Raw genomic sequence first — 19,173 nt, forward strand, 5'->3', positions numbered from 1 at the left:
CCCGCCCCGCCGTTGTACGAACAGGTCAGCCGGTGACCTTCTTGATGATGACGCTGCCGGTTCCCGCGATGGTGCCGCGGGAGTTCAGGAGCTGCACCTCACCGAAGAACTGACGTCCTTCGGGGGCCGGGGACGCGGCCACGACCTGGGCGGAGAAGGACGCCGTGGCGCCGTTCGCCAGCGAGACGGTCTTGGTCTCGTCGACCTTGACCTGGCCGAGCGAGGCGGCGAAGTACACGTCCTTGTAGTTGTACTCCGTGGTGCCCGCCGGGACCGAGTAGCCGGTCACGACGATGGTGTACGTACCGGCCGCCGGGTTGGCGACGCTGACGGCTTCCTCGGAGTCGCCGTCCGCGGACGAACCGACCTTGGTGGAACCGAGGTAGACCTCGAGGTCGAGGTCGGCGCCGGTGTCCGAGGTGGAGCCGATCGCCACGTCGAGGCGGGAGGCGCCGGGGCCGACGACGACCGTCGTCTCCTTCGTCTCGCCCTGCGCGATGGTCGGGCGGGCGGTCAGCGCGGAGCCGAGGGCGCCGCCCTTCAGCTTGCCGTCAAGGGCGGCGAAGCCGTTGGTGACCTTCCAGTCGACCGCGGCCGGCACGCCGACCTTGGCCTCGTCGAGGGTCTGCACGGCCGGGTCGAAGGTGACACCCAGCACCGACGCCGTGATGGCGTACGGGTTGTTCAGCAGCGGGGAGGTACGACGCGACTCGACCTCGATCTCCCACACACCGGGCAGCGGGTCGGTGTACGACCGCAGGTCGGGGCGGCAGGTGTTGGCCGGGTTGACGTAGTTCAGGTAGCAGAACGGGGTGCCGGTGTTGTCCACCGGAACGCCGTACGGGTTGATCGCGATGAACCGGGTCTGGCTGGTCGCCTGGATGCCGCCGAGGGCGATCTCCAGGGACTTGGCGCCGGCCGGCACGTTCAGGAAGTACGAGGTGGTGCTGTTGCGCTGCACCACGCCCGACTCCTTGGTGGAGAAGGCGGGGGCGGCCAGCGGCTTGGCGACCACGACGGTGGCCAGGATCTGCTGGTCGGTGCCCTTGGTGCGCTTGTCGTCCACGGTCAGGATGACGCTGTGCAGACCGGTGGTCTTCGCCTTGGCGGTGACCTTGACGGTGACCGGCACGTTCAGCGGCAGCGAGACCTCGCTGCTGCCGGCGAGCTTGAAGGTGCCGTCGTTGTTCTGCAGCGCCAGCGAGTGCTTGACCGGGCGGTCGGAGCCGGTGGTGCGGGTGATGGTGACGTCGTACGTCCGGGACTGGCCGGTCTTGAGGCCGCCCTGCCGGTCGTAGATGCCGGTGCCGAAGCCCGGGGTCTTCAGGAACGCCGACAGCGCGGTGTTGACCGGAGCCTTGACGGTGTACTCGTTGGCCGAGACACCCGCCTTGATCAGGTTCCAGGCACCGTTGATGTCGATCAGGCCCGCGCCCTCTTCGTACGCCTGGGCGCCCGCGATGTGCTTCGCGGAGCTGGTCAGCGCGGTCCGCAGGGCGGCCGGGTTCAGGGGGATGTTCTTCTGCTTCGCGGCGGAGATCAGCAGTGCGCTGGCGCCCGCGGCCTGCGGGGAGGCCATCGAGGTGCCCTGCAGCATGGCGTAGCCGGGCGGCAGGGTGTAGCCGGCCTCGGCGACCGGGCCTCCGGGCTCCCAGGTCGGGATGGTGTTGATCGAGGCGCCGGGCGCGGTGATGGTCGGCGTGAAGCCGCCGTCCTCACGCGGGCCGCGCGACGAGAACGGCATCATCGCGTACGCCTTGTCCACCTGCGAGCCGTAGTCGGCCGCCCAGGTGTCCTTGGAGATCGACGCGCCGACGCTCAGGACCTTGTCGGCCAGGCCGGGGTCGCCGATGGTGTTGGCACCCGGGCCGCTGTTGCCGGCCGAGATGACCAGCTGGACGCCGTAGGTGTCGATGAGGCGCGTGTACAGCTCGGCGCGCGCGTTGTTGGCGTCGTTCAGCGCGGGCAGGCCGCCGATGGACATGTTGACGATGTCCACGCCGCGGTTCACGACGAGGTCGATCATGCCCTCGGTCAGTGCGACGTTGGTGCAGCCGCCGGTCCAGGTGCAGGCGCGCGAGGAGACGATCTTCGCGCCGGGAGCCGCACCGTTCATCTTGCCGCCGAACAGGCCGTTCGCGGCGGTGATGCCCGCGACGTGGGTGCCGTGCTCGGACTCGATGACCCCGATGTTGACGAAGTCGGCCTTCTTGCCGACCCAGTCGCCGCCGTACGGGTCCGTCGGGACGTCCTTGCGGATCTGGACGACGAACGGGATCGACTCGGAGATGGCGGTGTCCGGGTTGTCCGTCCCGAAGTGCGCGATCTGGAAGCCGCTCTTGTAGGGCTTGAGCGCCTCGTCGTCGGTGAAGTCACCGTTGTTGTTCAGGTCGACGCGCACGGTGCCGGCGGCGGCGTCGTAGAGCACGCCCCAGACATCGGTGGTGTCGCCGTCACGGTTGAGGTCGCCCGCCATGTCGCCGCCGGTCGTGGCGGCCTCGGAGAACAGGTTGAACTTGTAGGCACCGGCCGGTGCGGCCCAGGTCCGTCCGGCGATGGTGAAGCTGGGGCCCGCGACCTCGGCCGTCATCCGGCGCCAGGTGGCGTCGCTGTCGGTTATCGGGTCGGTGGCGGTGACCCAGTCGACGATCTTGCGCTCGCCGGTGGTGGTCTTCTGCAGCGCCGGGTGACCGAGGTCGACGCCGGAGTCCAGGATGCCGATGGTCACGCCGCGGCCGTCGGCCTTGGGCTGGTTCTTGACGAAGTCGACCGCGCCGGTCTCGAAGGCGGGCTGGTACGGGTTCTTCGCCGGGGTGCTCGCGCTGGGACCGGGGTAGGTCTTCGCCGCGGCCTTGCCCTTGGCCTTCGCGCCCTTGGCGGTGTCCGCCACAGGCGTCGGGTCGTCGAGCGCGATCTCCTGCTTGAGGTCGATGCCGTGAACCGCGGACAGCTTCTGGGCCTTGGCGATCGCCGAGTCCGCCTTGGCGGTCGGGACGGTCGCGCGCACGTAGCCGAGCTTGTCGTAGGTGCTCCCCACCGAGGCGCCGGAGGCACCGAGCTGGTCGGCGACCTGCTTGGTGGCGCCGGGAGCGGTGGCGATCATCATCGTCACGGTCTTGTCGCCGTCGGACTTGGCCTGCGCCAGGAGCGCCGCGTCGGCGGATCCGAGCTTGTCGGTGGAGGCCTTGACCGGGGCGGAAGCGGGGCCGCCGGCCGGAGTGCCGGTGGGGGCGTTGTCCGCGAACGCGGTGGCGGACCCGGTCGCGGCCAGTGCGGCCACCAGGCCCGCGGCGAGCGCGACGCGGGCCACGCGTCTCTTGGCGCGTATGTGATCGAGAGGCATGGGCATCCTTGTTCGGAAAACGGTGCCGGTTGACCGCTAAGAGTCACGTAAGCAACCGGTGTTTGTGGAGAGTTGTCCGAGACGGGATGTGGACATGACGTATTTCCGCCATGCGCCACAGGGAACAAAGCGCGCGCAAAGGATGAAAAGCGCCGGTCAACTCGGGGTCACGACCAGGTAAGCGGCCGGGGTCCGGTCGCTCGAAGCCATCAGAGCGGTGCGCACGACGGTCGCCTGCTGGTCCAGCGTGTCCCGTAGCTTCTTCGGGGTGAGGTGGACGACGGTGATGCCCAACCGCTCCAACTGCTCGCGCTTCTGGGCGTACTGCGACCACAGGGCGTCGTCGTCCTGGCGGGGTCCGCGCGCGTCGATCTCCAGCGCCACCGCGTGCTCGGGCCAGTACGCGTCGACGCCGCCGAGCGACGGCCCGCCGGGCAGCCGCAGGTCGACGTGCCACACCGGGTCCGGCAGGCCGTAGCAGGTCACCATCTCGTACAGCCGGCCCTCGGCGAGCGCGCGGCCCTCCGCGAGCAGCGCGTCCACCGCGTCCGCCACGTGCTGCCGGGACAGCAGCCGGGCCCGGCTCAGCTCCCGGACCACCGCGGCCGCCTCGCAGTGGCCGCCGCGCACCGCCTCGGTCAGCAGCCGCCGTACGGTCTCGGCGTCGTCGAGGTCCGCGACCGCGTCGGCCAGCGCGCGCGGCACCGGCGCGCACGGCAGCCCGGTCACCTGCTGCGCCGGGGGCAGCGTGTGCGCCCGGTGGATCGCCACGTCCCCGGCGTTCCGCAGCCGCCGCTGGCGCGGCACCAGGACGTCGATCCGGTCGATCCCCAGCAGCGGCGGCACCGAGGAGAACCGGTGCAGGGCCAGCGCCGCCAGCCCGGTCACCATCGCCTGTCCGTCCACCGGCCCGTCCGGGCCGTCCGTGGCGCCCGGCTCGCAACCCGCGTACAGCAGCGCCGCCCGCAGCCGCTCGTCGCCGGTGGGCGGCCCGGCGTGCAGCAGGAACACCTGCGGCAGCACCTGCTGCCACGGCCCGCCCGGCCGGCAGCGTTCCGCCAGGGTGCTCGCGGTCACGCCGTGCTCCCGCAGCTGACGTGTCGTCAAGATCCGCCGCTGGGTGCGGGAGAGGTGGTCCAGGGGGCGGGGGGTGTGCGGTGCGTTGTGGTTCATGACGAGGTGGTTCCGTCGTGGGAGCGCGCGCTAACCGCTGTTACACAGCCGTCGACAAACCGGGACAAGCCCGCACTAAAGTTCAGGCGTTCGGATGCCGATGGGCGGTATTCACCTATTCGGGTGACGCTCCCGGCTGCCGCTGGGAGCAGCCCCGAGCCGTGAGGTGGGCGGATGCGCGGCGCGGCCCGGCGCCGCACGGCGGAACCCCGCCACGCCACCGCTCGAAAGGGTGACGTGACGGGGTTCGGCGGACAGACAGTCCCTAGCGGTCGACGGCCTGGGCGCGCAGCGCGCGGGACAGGTCGTCGCGGGCCTCCAGGACGAGACGGCGCAGCGCGGGCGCCGCGTCCTGGTGCGCGTCGAGCCAGGCGCCGGCCGCGTCGGCGGTCTCCTGGGCGATCCGGTACCGCGGGAAGAGGCCCCGCACGATCGCCATGCCGATCTCGATCGAACGCTGCGACCAGATCCGCTCGATCACGTCGAAGTACCGGTCGGCGTAGGGCGCGAGCAGGTCCTCCTGGCCCGGCTGGTCGAACCCGGCGATGCTCGCCTCGACCAGCGCGTTCGACAGGGCGTCCGATTCGACGACCGACGCCCACGCCTGTGCCTTGACCGCCGCCGACGGCCGGGCCGCCAGGCAGCGCACCTGATGCCGCCGCCCGGAGGCGGTGTCGTCGCGCGCCAGTTCGGCGGCGATCACGGCCTCGTCGACCTCGCCCGCGGCGGCCAGCGGCTCCAGGAACGACCAGCGCAGCTCCTGGTCGATCTCCAGACCGTCGATCTTGGCGCTGCCCTCGAGCAGCCCGCTCAGCAGCTGGAGGTCGGCCGCCGACGAGGCGACCGCGGCGAAGAAGCGCGCCCAGGCGAGCTGGTGCCCGCTGCCCGGCTCCGCGAGCCGCAGCTCGGTCAGTGCGCCGTCGGCCAGCGCCGTGGCGCCCTCGGGACGCCACTTCGGCGACGTGTACTGGTGCAGGGCGGTCCGCGCCTGCTGGTGCAGCGACTGCAGCACGCCGATGTCGGACTCCTGCCCGGCGAACCGCAGGACGAGCCCGAGGTAGTCGCGGGCCGGCATCAGCGCGTCCCGCGTCATGTTCCACACCGCCGACCAGGCCAGCGCCCGCGCCATGGGGTCGGACAGATCGCCCAGGTGCTTGCGCAGGGTGTCGAGCGAGTCCGGGTCGAAGCGGATCTTGCAGTACGTCAGGTCCTCGTCGTTGACCAGGATCAGATCGGGCCGCTCGGCGCCCGCCAGTTCCGCCACGACCGTGCGGGACCCCGTGACGTCGGTCTCGGCGCGGGCGTAGCGCTCCAGCGCGCCGCCCGCGGCCCGCCGGTACAGGCCGACGGCGACGCGGTGCGGCCGCAGCTCCGGGTGGGACGCGGCGGCGCTCTGCAGGACGGCCAGCTCGGTGATCCGGTCCTCGCCGTCGTACACGGCCTCCGGCGTCAGCGAGTTGACCCCGGCGGTCTGCAGCCAGGCGCGGGACCACCGCGCCATGTCCCGGCCGGAGGTCTCCTCCAGCACCGCCAGCAGGTCCGCCAGGGTGGTGTTCCCGTACGCGTGCCGCTTGAAGTAGCGCCGCGCCGCCTCCAGGAAGGCGTCCGCGCCGACGTAGGCGACGAGCTGCTTCAGCACGGACGCGCCCTTGGCGTACGTGATGCCGTCGAAGTTGAGCTTGGCGTCCTGGAGGTCGTGGATGTCCGCGGTGACGGGGTGCGTGGAGGGCAGCTGGTCGGCCCGGTACGCCCACGCCTTGCGGCGGTTGGCGAAGGTGATCCAGCCGTCCGTGAAGCGGGTCGCCTCCACCTGCGAGTACGCGCCCATGAAGTCGGCGAACGACTCCTTGAGCCACAGGTCGTCCCACCACTGCATGGTGACCAGGTCACCGAACCACATGTGCGCCATCTCGTGCAGGATGACGTTGGCCCGGCCCTCGTACGCCGCCTGCGTCACCTTGCCGCGGAACACGAACTCCTCGCGGAACGTGACGCAGCCCGGGTTCTCCATCGCGCCGATGTTGTACTCGGGCACGAACGCCTGGTCGTACTTCCCGAAGGGGTACGGGTAGTCGAACGTGTCGTGGAAGAAGTCCAGGCCCTGCTTGGTGATGGTGAAGACGTCGTCCGCGTCGAAGTGCGGCGCGAGCGAGGCCCGGCACAGCGCGCCGAGCGGGATGTCCAGCACGCTGCCGTCGTCGAAGGTGCGCGAGTAGTGGTCGCGCACCACGTGGTACGGCCCGGCGACGACCGCCGTGATGTACGTCGAGATCGGCTTGGTCGGCGCGAAGTCCCAGGTCGAGGAGGAGGGGTCGGCGTCCCGGACGGGGCCGGCCTGGGCCTCGTTGCTCAGCACGGTCCAGTGCGCGGGCGCGGTCACCGAGAAGGTGAAGGGCGCCTTGAGATCCGGCTGCTCGAAGTTGGCGAAGACCCGGCGGGCGTCGGCCGGCTCGTACTGCGTGTACAGGTACGTCTCGCCGTCCTCCGGGTCCGCGAACCGGTGCAGCCCCTCGCCGGTGCGGCTGTACGCGCACCGCGCTTCCACGGTGAGGACGTTCTCGGCGGCGAGGTCGTCGAGGGCGACCCGCGTCCCGTCGAACACGACCGCCGGGTCCAGCGCCCGTCCGTTCAGCACCACGGAGTCGACGGCCGGGGCGAGCAGGTCCACGAAGGTGGCCGCGCCGGGCCGCGCGGACCGGAAGCGGATCGTGGTCACCGAGCGGAACGTGTCCTCGTCCGGCCGGGTGGCCGACCGCAGGTCGAGCGCGACCTCGTATCCGTCGACCGAAAGGATCCGCGCACGCTCGCGGGCCTCGTCGCGGGACAGGTTCTCACCGGGCACTGATGACTCCTTTGTCAGCATCGTCGGTCGATTCGCATACTCCCACGTCGCACCTATGGACGACAGGCGGGAATGCGGCCCCCGATCCGGAGGTTTCCGAGGTACGAGCGGTCCCATGCCGTGTTGTTCGTTCCTGAGGAGAAGTTGAAGTGACCACAGCTGAGAAGACCCCCGTCGACTTCTGGTTCGACCCGCTGTGCCCCTGGGCGTGGATGACCTCGCGCTGGATGCTGGAGGTCGAGAAGGTCCGGCCGGTCGAGGTCCGCTGGCACGTCATGAGCCTCGCCGTCCTCAATGAGCCGAAGATCGACGAGCTGCCGGAGCAGTACCGCGAGCTGCTCGGCCCGAAGGGCTGGCGGCCGGTGCGCGTGGTCGTCGCGGCCCAGCAGAAGTACGGGGACGAGGTCGTCGGGAAGCTCTACACCGCGCTCGGCACCCGATTCCACAACCGCGGCGAGGGCCCGACCCTGGAGGCGATCGTCGGGGCGCTGGAGGACGCGGGCCTGCCCGCGGAGCTGATCGACTACGCCGACAAGGACACCTACGACGCCGAGGTGCGCTCCTCCCACCAGGAGGGCATCGACAAGGTCGGCCAGGACGTCGGCACCCCGGTCATCGCCGTTCCCGGCGCCGACGGCGAGCAGGTCGCGTTCTTCGGCCCGGTCGTCACCCCCGCCCCCAAGGGCGAGGCCGCGGCCCGCCTCTGGGACGGCACCCTGCTGGTCGCCTCCACCCCCGGCTTCTACGAGATCAAGCGCACCCGGACCGCCGGGCCGATCTTCGACTGATGCCGCACCTCGGACTGGTGACCCTCGTCGTGCGCGACTACGACGAGGCGATCGCCTTCTACACCGGCGCTCTCGGCTTCGAGCTGCGCGAGGACACCGTGCGCGACGACGGCAGCCGCTGGGTGGTCGTCGCGCCCGCCGGGTCGCCGCAGACGGGACTGCTCCTGGCGCGCGCCTCCACTCCCGAGCAGGAGGCGCGGATCGGCGGCCAGACCGGCGGCCGGGTCGGGCACTTCCTGACCACGGACGACTTCGACCGCGACTACAAGCACATGGTCGCGGCCGGCGTCGTCTTCGAGGAGGAGCCGCGGCACGAGGCGTACGGTTCCGTCGTGGTCTTCCAGGATCTGTACGGCAACCGCTGGGACCTCATCGAACCCCGTTGACGGCCGGTCGGCAGGAGACGGCGAAGGCCCCCGCGCGACACCACCGCGCGGGGGCCTTCGGCTTTCGGGGCCGGGCCGTGTCGTCCTTACGGCACCAGCAGCAGGCCGCTTGCCCGCTCCTTGGCGGCGGCGAACCTGGCCTGGACGTCCTGCCAGTTCACGACGCGCCACATCGCCTCGACGAAGTCGACCTTCTGGTTGCGGTACTGAAGATAGAACGCGTGCTCCCAGGCGTCGAAGACGAGGAGCGGAACGCTGCCCTGGCCGACGTTCCCCTGGTGGTCGTAGATCTGCTCGACGATCAGCCGCTCGCTGAGCGGCTCGTAGGCCAGCACGCCCCAGCCGGATCCCTGCGTGGTGGCCGCGGCCTTGGAGAGCTGGGCCTTGAAGCGGTCGAAACCGCCGAAGTCCTCCGCGAGGGCGTCCGCGAGCTGCCCCGTGCCGTCCTGGTCCAGCGGCTCGCCGCCGCCGTCGCCCGACATGTTGGACCAGTAGATGCTGTGCAGGATGTGGCCGGAGAGGTGGAAGGCGAGGCTCTTCTCGAGCCCGTTGATGCCTCCCCACTGCTCCTTGTCGCGGGCTTCGGCGAGCTGGTCGAGGGTGTCGTTCGCGCCCTTCACGTATGCCGCGTGGTGCTTGTCGTGGTGCAGCTCGATGATCTCGCCGCTGATCACGGGCTCCAGCGAGGCGTAGTCGTAGGGCAGTTCAGGAAGCGTGTAGGTGGGCATGCGCGAGTTCCTCCGGCCGCTAGCTTATTGCAAGTCTTATGCAATTGCACGCTAGCAGCAGAAGGCCCGGCGGCCCGTGCGCCCTACCGGCCGGCGCCTTCCGCGCCAGCCCGGCGGGCCCGCCACTCCCGCCCGAGCGCCACCGCGAGCACCACGCCCGTCGCCCCCGCCGACCACAGCACCTGCGGCCGCGCCGCGTCGTCCGTCAGCATCAGCACCAGGACCGCGGCCATCCCGGCCAGCGCCGCCCAGCTCAGCCACGGGAAGCACCACATCCGCAGGCTGAGCGCTCCCGGCGCCTCGCGCTCCAGCCGCCGCCGCAACCGCAGTTGTGAGGCGGCGATCAGGCTCCACACCACGAGCAGCACCGCGCCGACGGCGTTGAGCAGGTACTGGAAGACCGAGTCCGGCCACTTCAGATTGAGCAGCACCGACACGAAGCCGAACGCGACGGACGCCAGCACCGCGGGGCGCGGCACCCCGCCGGGTGAGACCTTCGTCAGTGCGGCCGGCGCCTCACCCCGTTCGGCGAGCGAGAAGACCATCCGCGACGAGCCGTACAGATTGGCGTTGAGCGCTGACAGCAGCGCGACGAACACCACGATGTTCATGATCTGGGCCGCCCCGGGGATGCCGATCCGGTCCAGTACCGCGACGTACGGGCTCTGCCCGGGGACCACGGAGTCCCACGGCAGCAGGGTCACGATGACGAGCATCGAGCCCACGTAGAAGAGCAGGATCCGCCACACCGCGCTGCGCACCGCGCGCCCCACCGCGCGCGCCGGATCGTCCGACTCGGCCGCCGCGATGGTCACGACCTCCAGCCCGCCGAAGGCGAAGACGACCGCGAGCACACCGGAGACCACGCCGTCCCAGCCGTTGGGCAGGAAGCCGCCGCGCCCGTTCAGGCTGGCCACGCCCACCGGGTCGGTGTCGGGCAGCAGCCCGAAGACCGCCAGCAGGCCCAGCGCCAGGAAGAGCACGATCGCGCCGATCTTGAGGGCCGCGAACCAGAACTCGAACTCACCGAAGTTGCCCACCGCGGCCAGGTTCGCGGCGGTGAACACGACCATGAACAGCAGCACCCACGCCCAGGTCGGCACCGACGGCAGCCAGCCGTTCGCGATCTTCGCCGCGCCGGTCGCCTCCACCGCCAGCACCACGACCAGCAGCAGCCAGTACAGCCAGCCGACCGTGAAACCGGCCCAGCGGCCGAACGCCCGTTCCGCGTGCACCGAGAAGGACCCGGAGGCGGGCATCGCGGCCGACATCTCGCCGAGCATCCGCATCACCAGCATCGCCAGCAGACCCGCGATCAGATACGAGACGACGATCCCGGGCCCCGCGACCGCGATCCCGGCGCCCGAGCCGACGAACAGCCCCGCACCGATCACCCCGCCCAGGCCGAGCATGGTCAGGTGGCGCTGCTTCAGCCCGGCCGACAGCGGTTCGGCGGGGGGCGGTACGTCAGACATGGTGCTCGGACTCTCACAGGATCGGGGGACAGGGGGACAGGGGGACGCGGGGCCGGAAGAGGAGCCGGGAGGATTTGGTGGGACCCCACAGTGTCCCCGTGCCCGGCCGCGCTCCGCAAAACCGATCCGCGCCGGGCGCGGTGTTACGCCTCGACCGTGACGAGCATCACGTGACCTGCTGAAACAAGCGAAACGCAAGCGCGGCGGCAGAAGCCGTCCGTGCAGGGATCTCTCCAAGACGCCGGGCACGCCTTTGTCGTCTACCGACGGTGATCTTGGGTTGTCCGCTGCGCTAGCGTCGCGGCGTCACCTGTGGAAACCCGTTCTCTCACCCTCGGAGTACCGATGAGCACCGCTGCTGTCTCAGACACCCGGACCGGCACGGTCCTCGCCGACCTGCTCCCCGCCTCCTCCGCCGCCCGCGCGCGGGTGCGGGACGTGGCCCTGGTGTTCGGCGGTGCCGCGCTCACCGGCCTCGCCGCGCAGTTGTCGGTGCCGGTCCCCGGCTCCCCGGTCCCGGTCACCGGCCAGACCTTCGCCGCGCTGCTGGTCGGCACCGCACTCGGCGCCCGCCGCGGCTTCGCGGCCCTGGCGCTCTACGCCGTCGCGGGCGTCGCCGGCATGCCGTGGTTCGCGGAGGGCTCGTCGGGCTCCTCCATGCCGAGCTTCGGCTACATCCTCGGGATGCTGCTCGCCTCGGCCGCCGTCGGCGCGCTCGCCCGTCGCGGAGCGGACCGCACCGTGCTGCGGACGGCCGGCGCCATGGTGCTCGGCAGCGTGATCATCTACGCGGTCGGGGTGCCGTACCTGGCGCTGGCCGCGCACCTCTCCCTCGGCAAGGCCGTCTCGCTCGGCCTGACGCCGTACCTGCTCGGCGACGCCCTCAAGGCCGCGCTCGCCATGGGCGTGCTGCCCGCCGCCTGGCAGCTGGTGAACCGCAAGGGCTGACAGCCCCCCAGCACAGCGGCCCGGCCCCTCGAAAGGGGCCGGGCCGCCGTACGTGCGCGGTACCTACGAGCGGGTGGCGGCGTCCTCGCGGCCGCTCCGCATCCGCTCGCGGACCAGCGAGACGGCGATGACCACGGCGGCCACCAGCAGCGACAGCAGCACCTGGGGCCGGCCGTCCTTGTCGGTGAGCATGTAGACGAGCACGAACGAGATCATGCCGATCGTCGCCCACGTCAGGTACGGGAAGAGCCACATCCGCACGATGAGCTTCTCCGGTTCCTCCCGCTCGATGATCCGGCGCATCTTCAGCTGCGAGAAGCAGATGACCAGCCAGACGAAGAGCGCGACCGCGCCGGACGAGTTGAGCAGGAACTTGAAGACGGTGTCCGGCCACTCGTAGTTGAAGAAGACGGCGACGAAGCCGAACAGGACCGATCCCAGGATCGCGTTGCGCGGCACGCCGCCCTTGCTGGTCTGCGCGAACCGCGCCGGCGCGTCGCCGCGCTGCCCGAGCGAGAAGGCCATGCGGGAGGCGGTGTACAGGCCGGAGTTGAGGCAGGACAGCACGGCCGTCAGCACGATGACGTTCATGATCTCGCCGGCGTGCGCGATGCCTATGGAGTCCAGGGCCGCGACGTACGAGCCCTTCTTGACGATCGCCGGGTCGTCCCACTTCAGCAGGGAGACCACGATGAGGATCGAGCCCAGGTAGAAGACGCCGACGCGCCAGATCACGCTGTTGGTCGCCTTGGTGATCGCCTTGCGCGGGTTCTGGGACTCGCCCGCCGCGAGGGTGACGATCTCGCTGCCCATGAACGAGAACACCACCATCAGCACACCGGTGAGGATCGCGCCGGGACCGTTCGGCAGGAAGCCGCCGTGCCCGGTGAGGTTGGCCATGCCGACCGCTTCGTGGTCGGAGCCCGGCAGGACGCCGAAGGCGGCGAGCCCGCCGAGGACGATGAAGGCGGCGATGGCGACGACCTTGATCCCGGCGAACCAGAACTCGAACTCACCGTACGAACCGACGGAGACCAGGTTGGTCGCGGTCAGCACGGCCATCACGATCAGCGCCCAGGCCCACTGCGGGACCGCGGACACCCAGCCGTGCAGGATCGTCGCACCGGCCGTCGCCTCGACCGCCAGCACCACGACCCAGAAGAACCAGTAGAGCCAGCCGATGGAGAACCCGGCCCAGCGGCCGAGCGCCCGGTCCGCGTACGCGGAGAACGAGCCGGACGTGGGATTGGCCACTGCCATCTCGCCCAGCATCCGCATGACGAACACGACCATCGTCCCGACGAGGGCGTACGAGAGCAGGATGCCGGGGCCCGCCGCCGCGATACCGGAGCCGGAGCCGACGAACAGGCCGGCGCCGATCACCCCACCGATCGCGATCATCGACAGGTGGCGGTTCTTCAGTCCGGCCTGGAGGCCGGAGGACTGCTGTGGAGCGGTGTCTTCCTGTTGGGGCGGATCGGTCACAACTGAGGGGGGAAGTGAGCTCATGGGGTCGCATCCAATACCCACACCTGCCATTTACGGAACAGCTGAGGCCAATTCGTTGTTTTAACCTCAAATAACCCTCAAGCGTGCCCGATGCCCCCCTGGCCTTTGCCCGCCTTCGGACATGCCACACTCCTCCGTATGCGCGTGTATCTCGGCTCCGACCATGCCGGCCTCGAACTCAAGAACCACCTCGTGGAATGGCTCAAGGCCAACAACCACGAGGTGACGGACTGCGGTCCGCTCATCTACGACGCCCAGGACGACTACCCGCCGTTCTGCCTGCGTGCCGCGGAGAGGACCGCGGCCGACCCCGGCAGCCTCGGCATCGTCATCGGTGGCTCCGGCAACGGCGAGCAGATGGCCGCGAACAAGGTCAAGGGCATCCGCGCCGCGCTCGCCTGGAGCGAGCAGACCGCGGCTCTCGGCCGCGAGCACAACGACGCCAACGTGATCAGCATCGGCGGCCGGATGCACACCGAGGAAGAGGCGACCAAGTTCGTCGAGATCTTCCTCGCCACCCCGTACTCCGGCGAGGAGCGGCACACCCGCCGCATCGACATGCTCACCGCGTACGAGACCACCGGCGAGCTCCCCCCGATCCCGGCCCACCACCCGCAGGGCTGACCGCACGATGCCCGAAGGGCACACGATCCACCGGCTGGCCGCCGACCACTTCGCGAGGTTCGGCGGCCGACCTGTGCGGGCGAGCAGCCCCCAGGGGAAGTTCTCCGACAGCGCCGCACTGCTGGACGGCGCGGTCCTCGACCGCGTCGACGCCCACGGCAAGCACCTGTTCCTCGGCTTCGACGCGGTCGGCTGGGTCCACATCCACCTGGGCCTGTTCGGCAAACTCGGCTTCGGCGACGGCAAGGCCCCACCGCCCACCGACACCGTCCGGCTGCGCCTCGCCAACCCCGACGCGTACGCCGACCTGCGCGGCCCCACCACCTGCGCGCTCATCACCGACGGCGAGAAGGACGCGATACACGCCCGCCTGGGCCCGGACCCGCTGCGCCCGGCGGACGACCCCGCCACGGCGTGGGACCGCGTCGCCCGCAGCCGCACCACCATCGCGGCGCTCCTGATGGACCAGAAGGTCATCGCGGGCGTGGGAAACGTCTACCGGGCCGAAGTCCTCTTCCGGCACGGCATCGACCCCTACCTCCCGGGCCGCGACCTCACCCGCGCCCAGTGGGACGCGCTCTGGACCGACCTGGCCGCCCTCATGCGGGAGGGCGTCCGCAACAACCGCATCGACACCGTCCGCCCGGAACACGAGCCGGAGGCGATGGGCCGCCCGCCCCGCCAGGACGACCACGGCGGCGAGGTCTACGTCTACCGCCGCACCGGCCTGCCCTGCCTGATCTGCGCGCAAGAGATCCGAACGGCGGGCCTGGCAGCGAGAAACCTCTTCTGGTGCCCCCGCTGCCAGGGCGGGCCGTCGGCCGGTTAGAACCCGTGCGGCAGCCACGGCCTGGCGTCGCTGCCGAACGCCGCCGACGCCTCCGCCAGCGCGCCGGGCCGCAACTCCGTCACCCGGCCCGCCGCCGCCAGCGCGCCCAGCGAGAACCCGCCCAGGTACGCGGCCCCCAGCTCCCGGACCGAGAGCGCCAGATCCGCCGCGTCCCCCGTCCGCGCGCACGTCGCGCCCTTCGCGTCGCCCGCCAGCCGCCAGCGGCCGGCGTTCCACGGGCAGAACGCGTCCTCGACGTCGAGGACCACGTCCACCGGCGTCGCGTACGTACGCGCCTCCAGCGCCGCCCCGACGTCCACCGGCCGGACGAACAGCCCGTCGCGGACCCCGACGCCGCACCGGCGGATGTCGGAGACCAGGTGGAGCACCGGGTCGTCGGCGGGCCGGCTGCGGATCCGTACCGCGGACGTCAGGTCGAGGCCGAACAGGAAGTTCCACAGCGCGGCGTACGCCACCGGGTCGAGCGCCTCGACGTCGCGCAGCAACACGGTGCCGTCGGGGCCGGACGCCGTGCTCCAGACCGGCTTCACCCCGTATCGCGCGTACCCGCGCACCTCACCGTCGACCTCGGCGAGCACGCACAGCAGCTCGCCCGCGCCGTCCCGCATCCCCTTCGGGTCGAGCAACGGCAGCCGGTCCCAGCCCGGTTGCCGGGCGAGCATGCCCGGCCTGGCGGCGACCCGGTGCGCGTAGACCGCCTCGCACGCCTCCCGGGCCTCGGCGGGCGCCACGATCCGCAGCCGTACCCCGTCGGTCCCGGCCGGCAGGGCGAGCCGGACGCGGGTGGTGTCGATCTCCAGCCGCATCTGCTCCGTGGCCAGCCCGTACCCGAAGCGGCCGTAGATCGCCGGCTCCGAGGCGGTGAGGACCGCCAACGGCTCGCCCGCCGCGCGCACATCGTCCAGCTGTCTGCGCATCATCGACGTCAGCACGCCGCGCCGGCGGTGCGTCGGCTGCACGCTCACCATCGTCACGCCGGCCGCCGGCACGAGCGCGCCGCCCGGCACCGACAGCCGGAACGAGAACGCCCCCGCGGTGCCGGCGATCTCGTCCCCGTCCCACGCCGCGAGGGACCGTTCGCAGTCGGTCAGCTCCCGCCACAGCGCCCGTTCCTCCCGGGACTCCGGCGGGCCCCCGAAGGCCCGCTCCAACTTCCCGTACCAGTCGTCCCACTGCCCGGCGTCGAGCGTCCGCAATTCGGTCGTCATACACCTTCCCTACCAGCCCTCTTGGCGCGACGCGAACCCATTTACCGCACTGGGCGACCCACCGTCCGGGGAATCGACGTGCCGCCGAAAGGGTGGGTAGGGTCGCCGGAACATGGGTAAGGACGCGGCAAGAGACAGCCTGAGTACCCGGTGGCGCCGGTCGCTGCACAGGGTCCGCCTCGGCCTGCGCAAGTCCGCCGTCGACTACTTCCGCGGCGACGCCTCCGACTGGCTCGCCCTGACCGTGCTGATACTCATGGTCCCGGCCCTCGCCTACACCACGATCTGCATCCCCGTCTGGTGCCCGCCCAGCGCCCTCGTGCTGCCGATCCTCGCCGGCGGCCTGCTGCTGCGCCCGGCGAGCCTCCTGGTGCTCTACACGAGCGCCGCGGTCGCGCTGGTCGTCGAGGCCGCGGTCCTCGGCCCGTACCGCGACGGGCCGTCCAGAGTGACCCCGGGCATCGTCCTGGTGGTCTCCGCCGTCGCCCTCTCGGGGCTCCTCATCGCCCAGTTCCGCAGCCGCGTCGGCGTGCCGTGGCGGGGCGGCCACACCATGCTCTTCGACCTGCGGGAACGGATCCGGGTGCAGAGCCGGCTGCCCAGGCTCCCCGCGGGGTGGCACGCCGAGATGGCGCTGCGGCCGGCCGGCGGCCAGTCCTTCTCGGGCGACTTCGTGGTCGCCACCCGCACGCTGGGCGGCCGGGTGCTGGAGGCGGTGCTGACCGACGTGTCGGGCAAGGGCATGGACGCCGCGTCCCGCTCGCTGCTGCTCTCCGGCGCCTTCGGCGGCCTGCTCGGCTCGCTGCCGCCGCACGCCTTCCTGACCGCCGCCAACGGCTATCTGCTGCGCCAGAACTGGGACGAGGGCTTCGCGACCTCCATCCACCTGGTGCTCGACCTCGAAAGCGGCGACTACGAGTTGCTCTCGGCGGGCCACCTGCCCGGCGTCCAGCTCAGCGCGGGAACCGGCCGCTGGGAGGAGATGGCGGCGGAGGGCCCGCTCCTGGGGGTCTACGACGGCGCCGAATTCCACGGCGTCAAGGGCACGTTGCGATCGGGAGATGTTCTTCTGCTGTTCACCGACGGCCTGGTGGAGGCCGCGGACCGGGACATCACCGAAGGAATCGACCGGCTGATCGGCGAGGCCGACCGGTTCGTCGCCACGGGATTCCGCGGCGCTGCCTGGCGGTTGATCGAGGCGGTCGCCAAGGACGTCAACGACGACCGTGCGCTGCTGGTGGTGTGCCGTGACTGACGCCGCGGCGCCCCCCGCGCCGGCCTGCCCCGCAGAGCCGTCGACGCCCCTTGCGCACCTACCTCAACACCAGCCTGCCGTACGTCAGTTCGGCACCCCTGTTCGTGAGGCTGCCTGTCCGGTGGGCGGGATGTCGTGGAACGATGTGGTTCACGAGCGCATGGTGTCGGCGCTTGGTGGCACGATGGATGTGAGGGGGCGCGGCGACTCCCCGGACCGTCGTTGGGGTGTACCGAAGAGGAAGTGATCCACTGTGGCCATCTCCCTGTCCGTAGTCCTTCTGTTGGGCGTCATCCTGGTGGTCATGATCAGGGGGAAGTCCATCAAGGTCGGCCCCGCGATAGTGGCCGCCCTGTTCGGCTTCTTCATCGCCTCGACCAACATGGCGCCCTCGGTGAATCGATTCCTTACGTCACTTGCCGACACCATCAACCAGATAAAGCTCTGACGACGCGTCCATGATCCGGCGCAGCGCGGCCGGGCGGTCCGCGCGGTCGGGGGTGGACAGCAGGGCGGACAGCACCGCGATGCGGGCCTGTCCCGCGCGCAGCGTGCCGGCCAGCACGGCGCCCGCCTCGACCAGGTCGACGGCTCCGCCACCGGTGTAGATCGGCGCCACCGCGCCGGCCGCCACGCGGGTGCTGACCGTGACGAGGACGCCGGCCGCCACCGCCCGGCCGACCGCGGCCGCGAAGTCCGGGGTCGCGTTGCCGGCTCCGGTGCCGACCAGCACGATGCCCTCGGCGCCGGCGGCCAGCGCGGCGTCGAACAGCACCGGGTCGGCGTCGCTGTGATGCATCACGATGTCCACCCGCGGCGGCCGGACGCCCGCGGCGGGCAGCGGCAGCGCCTCCGGCCGGGGACGGTGCCGGCCCCAGGTGACCCGGCCGAACTGCACCCGGCCCAGCGGCAGGCCCGTCGGGTCGGCGAATGCCTGAACGTCGACGGTGTGCTTCTTCACCGTTCCCCGGGCCGCGTGCACGAGCCCGCCGAAGACGATGACCGCGCCGATGTCCCGGCCGGTGGAGGCCGTCAGCAGCGCGTCGTAGAGGTTGCCCGCCGCGTCGCCGTCGGCCGCGTCGAGCGGCTTCTGCGCGCCGGTGAGCACGACCGGCCTGCGGTCGGCGTGGTGCAGGTCGAGCAGGAAGGCGGACTCCTCCAGGGTGTCCGTGCCGTGCGTGACGACCACGCCGTCGACGGACGGGTCGGCCAGCACCTCGTGCACCGTGCGCAGCAGTTCCAGCTGGTGGGCGCTGGTCAGCCGGGAGCTGTTCACGGTGAACAGGTCCACGACCCGCACGTCGACGCCCTCGGGGATGGCGCCCGCGGCCAGCACCTCCTGGCCCGCGGCCTCCGCCGCGTAGCCGGACCCCTGCCACCTGCTGGCTATGGTGCCCCCGGTACTGATGACGACGATGTGCGGCACTGTGACCCGCCTCCGCATGGTGTCCGATAAGTCCACAGCAAGGATATGCGAATATGCTCACCATTTGATTGCTGATTACGGCGCGAAATGCACGCTGCAGTGCTAGAAAATGTCATCATGGATGCCATTGACAGACGAATCTTGCGCGAGCTGCAGGCCGACGGCCGACTGACCAACCAGGAGCTCGCCCAGCGGGTCGGTCTCACCCCCTCCCCGTGCCTGCGCCGGGTACGCCAGCTGGAGGACGACGGGGTGATCCGCAGCTACCGCGCCGTCGTCGAGCCGGCGGCCGTGGGCCGCGGCTTCGAGGTCTTCGCCTCGGTGGAGGTCCGCCGCGACCGCGACTCCGTCGCCGCCTTCGAGGCGCAGCTGCAGTCCACGCCGGACGTCGTCGAGGCCTACCGCCTCTACGGCGCCCCCGGCTGTCTGCTGCGCATCGCCGTCGCCGACAGCGAGGCCTACGAGCGCTTCTGGACCGAGAAGCTGATCGCCCTCCCGGGTGTCAGCGACGTCAACTCTCAGATGATCATGAAACGCATCAAGGCCCCCCAGGGCGTCCCCGTGGACTGACCGCGGCCCCCCCGCCCGGGTGGGCGGGAGGGCCGCGGTACTTCCGCC

General features: G+C 71.1%; 16 protein-coding genes. 8 read left to right on the forward strand and 8 right to left on the reverse strand.

Features of this window, described 5'->3' with window-relative positions; genetic code table 11:
* Positions 1-25 precede the first annotated feature (25 nt).
* The 3 genes from O3X23_RS32520 to pepN form a co-directional block, all read right to left on the reverse strand.
* On the reverse strand, positions 26-3,343 hold the full coding sequence (locus tag O3X23_RS32520) for a S8 family serine peptidase (protein WP_269275951.1): 3,318 nt from the start codon (positions 3,341-3,343) through the stop codon (positions 26-28).
* 156 nt (positions 3,344-3,499) lie between these two features.
* Positions 3,500-4,516 (reverse strand): hypothetical protein, encoded by a 1,017-nt coding sequence (locus O3X23_RS32525; RefSeq protein ID WP_269275953.1) that lies wholly within the window; start codon positions 4,514-4,516, stop codon positions 3,500-3,502.
* A 265-nt stretch (positions 4,517-4,781) separates the two neighbouring features.
* Positions 4,782-7,358, reverse strand: a complete 2,577-nt coding sequence (gene pepN, locus O3X23_RS32530; RefSeq protein WP_269275955.1) for an aminopeptidase N — start codon at positions 7,356-7,358, stop codon at positions 4,782-4,784.
* 149 nt (positions 7,359-7,507) lie between these two features.
* On the opposite strand from pepN, the gene O3X23_RS32535 reads away from it, so the two are divergent.
* Complete coding sequence (locus tag O3X23_RS32535; protein ID WP_269275957.1) at positions 7,508-8,146, forward strand: mycothiol-dependent nitroreductase Rv2466c family protein; 639 nt, start codon at positions 7,508-7,510, stop codon at positions 8,144-8,146.
* Entirely contained in the window at positions 8,146-8,532 is a 387-nt protein-coding gene (locus O3X23_RS32540) for a VOC family protein (RefSeq protein ID WP_269275959.1), read from the forward strand. Before O3X23_RS32535 ends, O3X23_RS32540 begins: the two co-directional genes overlap by 1 nt.
* Before the next feature lie 86 nt (positions 8,533-8,618).
* On the opposite strand, the gene O3X23_RS32545 is transcribed toward O3X23_RS32540, so the two are convergent.
* The gene (locus O3X23_RS32545) at positions 8,619-9,260 is read right to left on the reverse strand and encodes a superoxide dismutase (RefSeq protein WP_269275961.1); all 642 of its coding nucleotides are present in this window, start codon (positions 9,258-9,260) and stop codon (positions 8,619-8,621) included.
* Between the two features lie 83 nt (positions 9,261-9,343).
* Entirely contained in the window at positions 9,344-10,735 is a 1,392-nt protein-coding gene (locus O3X23_RS32550; RefSeq protein WP_269275963.1) for an amino acid permease, read from the reverse strand.
* Between the two features lie 345 nt (positions 10,736-11,080).
* On the opposite strand from O3X23_RS32550, the gene O3X23_RS32555 reads away from it, so the two are divergent.
* Positions 11,081-11,683 (forward strand): biotin transporter BioY, encoded by a 603-nt coding sequence (locus O3X23_RS32555; protein WP_269275965.1) that lies wholly within the window; start codon positions 11,081-11,083, stop codon positions 11,681-11,683.
* A gap of 63 nt (positions 11,684-11,746) precedes the next feature.
* On the opposite strand, the gene O3X23_RS32560 is transcribed toward O3X23_RS32555, so the two are convergent.
* Positions 11,747-13,192, reverse strand: a complete 1,446-nt coding sequence (locus tag O3X23_RS32560) for an amino acid permease (RefSeq protein WP_269275967.1) — start codon at positions 13,190-13,192, stop codon at positions 11,747-11,749.
* A 138-nt stretch (positions 13,193-13,330) separates the two neighbouring features.
* On the opposite strand from O3X23_RS32560, the gene O3X23_RS32565 reads away from it, so the two are divergent.
* Both O3X23_RS32565 and O3X23_RS32570 read left to right on the forward strand, forming a co-directional pair.
* A complete protein-coding gene (locus O3X23_RS32565) occupies positions 13,331-13,816 on the forward strand; it encodes a ribose-5-phosphate isomerase (RefSeq protein WP_269275970.1) in 486 nt (161 codons plus the stop codon).
* 7 nt (positions 13,817-13,823) lie between these two features.
* Positions 13,824-14,645, forward strand: coding sequence for an Fpg/Nei family DNA glycosylase (locus O3X23_RS32570; RefSeq protein WP_269275972.1), 822 nt, complete (start codon positions 13,824-13,826; stop codon positions 14,643-14,645).
* On the opposite strand, the gene O3X23_RS32575 is transcribed toward O3X23_RS32570, so the two are convergent.
* On the reverse strand, positions 14,642-15,874 hold the full coding sequence (locus O3X23_RS32575) for a GNAT family N-acetyltransferase (protein ID WP_269275974.1): 1,233 nt from the start codon (positions 15,872-15,874) through the stop codon (positions 14,642-14,644). The two genes, O3X23_RS32570 and O3X23_RS32575, sit on opposite strands and share 4 nt — an antisense overlap.
* Before the next feature lie 112 nt (positions 15,875-15,986).
* Between O3X23_RS32575 and O3X23_RS32580 the strand changes: the two genes are divergently transcribed.
* Positions 15,987-17,129: a PP2C family protein-serine/threonine phosphatase gene (locus O3X23_RS32580; RefSeq protein ID WP_269275976.1), complete on the forward strand. Its 1,143-nt coding sequence runs from the start codon at positions 15,987-15,989 to the stop codon at positions 17,127-17,129.
* A 253-nt stretch (positions 17,130-17,382) separates the two neighbouring features.
* A complete protein-coding gene (locus O3X23_RS32585) occupies positions 17,383-17,577 on the forward strand; it encodes a hypothetical protein (RefSeq protein ID WP_138357641.1) in 195 nt (64 codons plus the stop codon).
* Here the strand turns inward: O3X23_RS32585 and O3X23_RS32590 are convergent.
* On the reverse strand, positions 17,542-18,555 hold the full coding sequence (locus O3X23_RS32590; RefSeq protein WP_269275980.1) for an asparaginase: 1,014 nt from the start codon (positions 18,553-18,555) through the stop codon (positions 17,542-17,544). The genes O3X23_RS32585 and O3X23_RS32590 overlap by 36 nt on opposite strands.
* A gap of 117 nt (positions 18,556-18,672) precedes the next feature.
* Between O3X23_RS32590 and O3X23_RS32595 the strand changes: the two genes are divergently transcribed.
* Positions 18,673-19,125, forward strand: a complete 453-nt coding sequence (locus O3X23_RS32595; RefSeq protein ID WP_269275982.1) for an Lrp/AsnC family transcriptional regulator — start codon at positions 18,673-18,675, stop codon at positions 19,123-19,125.
* The last annotated feature ends 48 nt before the right edge of the window (positions 19,126-19,173 follow it).

The sequence above is a fragment of the Streptomyces sp. H39-S7 genome (genome assembly GCF_027158205.1).
Lineage (GTDB): Bacteria > Actinomycetota > Actinomycetes > Streptomycetales > Streptomycetaceae > Actinacidiphila.

What these genes read in the sequence shown, in the direction of transcription:
- O3X23_RS32520 (WP_269275951.1), bottom strand. Translation starts at nt 3,343, where the DNA reads ATGCCTCTCGATCACATACGCGCCAAGAGACGCGTGGCCCGCGTCGCG.
- O3X23_RS32525 (WP_269275953.1), bottom strand. Translation starts at nt 4,516, where the DNA reads ATGAACCACAACGCACCGCACACCCCCCGCCCCCTGGACCACCTCTCC.
- O3X23_RS32540 (WP_269275959.1), top strand. Translation starts at nt 8,146, where the DNA reads ATGCCGCACCTCGGACTGGTGACCCTCGTCGTGCGCGACTACGACGAG.
- O3X23_RS32545 (WP_269275961.1), bottom strand. Translation starts at nt 9,260, where the DNA reads ATGCCCACCTACACGCTTCCTGAACTGCCCTACGACTACGCCTCGCTG.
- O3X23_RS32550 (WP_269275963.1), bottom strand. Translation starts at nt 10,735, where the DNA reads ATGTCTGACGTACCGCCCCCCGCCGAACCGCTGTCGGCCGGGCTGAAG.
- O3X23_RS32555 (WP_269275965.1), top strand. Translation starts at nt 11,081, where the DNA reads ATGAGCACCGCTGCTGTCTCAGACACCCGGACCGGCACGGTCCTCGCC.
- O3X23_RS32560 (WP_269275967.1), bottom strand. Translation starts at nt 13,192, where the DNA reads ATGAGCTCACTTCCCCCCTCAGTTGTGACCGATCCGCCCCAACAGGAA.
- O3X23_RS32565 (WP_269275970.1), top strand. Translation starts at nt 13,331, where the DNA reads ATGCGCGTGTATCTCGGCTCCGACCATGCCGGCCTCGAACTCAAGAAC.
- O3X23_RS32570 (WP_269275972.1), top strand. Translation starts at nt 13,824, where the DNA reads ATGCCCGAAGGGCACACGATCCACCGGCTGGCCGCCGACCACTTCGCG.
- O3X23_RS32575 (WP_269275974.1), bottom strand. Translation starts at nt 15,874, where the DNA reads ATGACGACCGAATTGCGGACGCTCGACGCCGGGCAGTGGGACGACTGG.
- O3X23_RS32580 (WP_269275976.1), top strand. Translation starts at nt 15,987, where the DNA reads ATGGGTAAGGACGCGGCAAGAGACAGCCTGAGTACCCGGTGGCGCCGG.
- O3X23_RS32595 (WP_269275982.1), top strand. Translation starts at nt 18,673, where the DNA reads ATGGATGCCATTGACAGACGAATCTTGCGCGAGCTGCAGGCCGACGGC.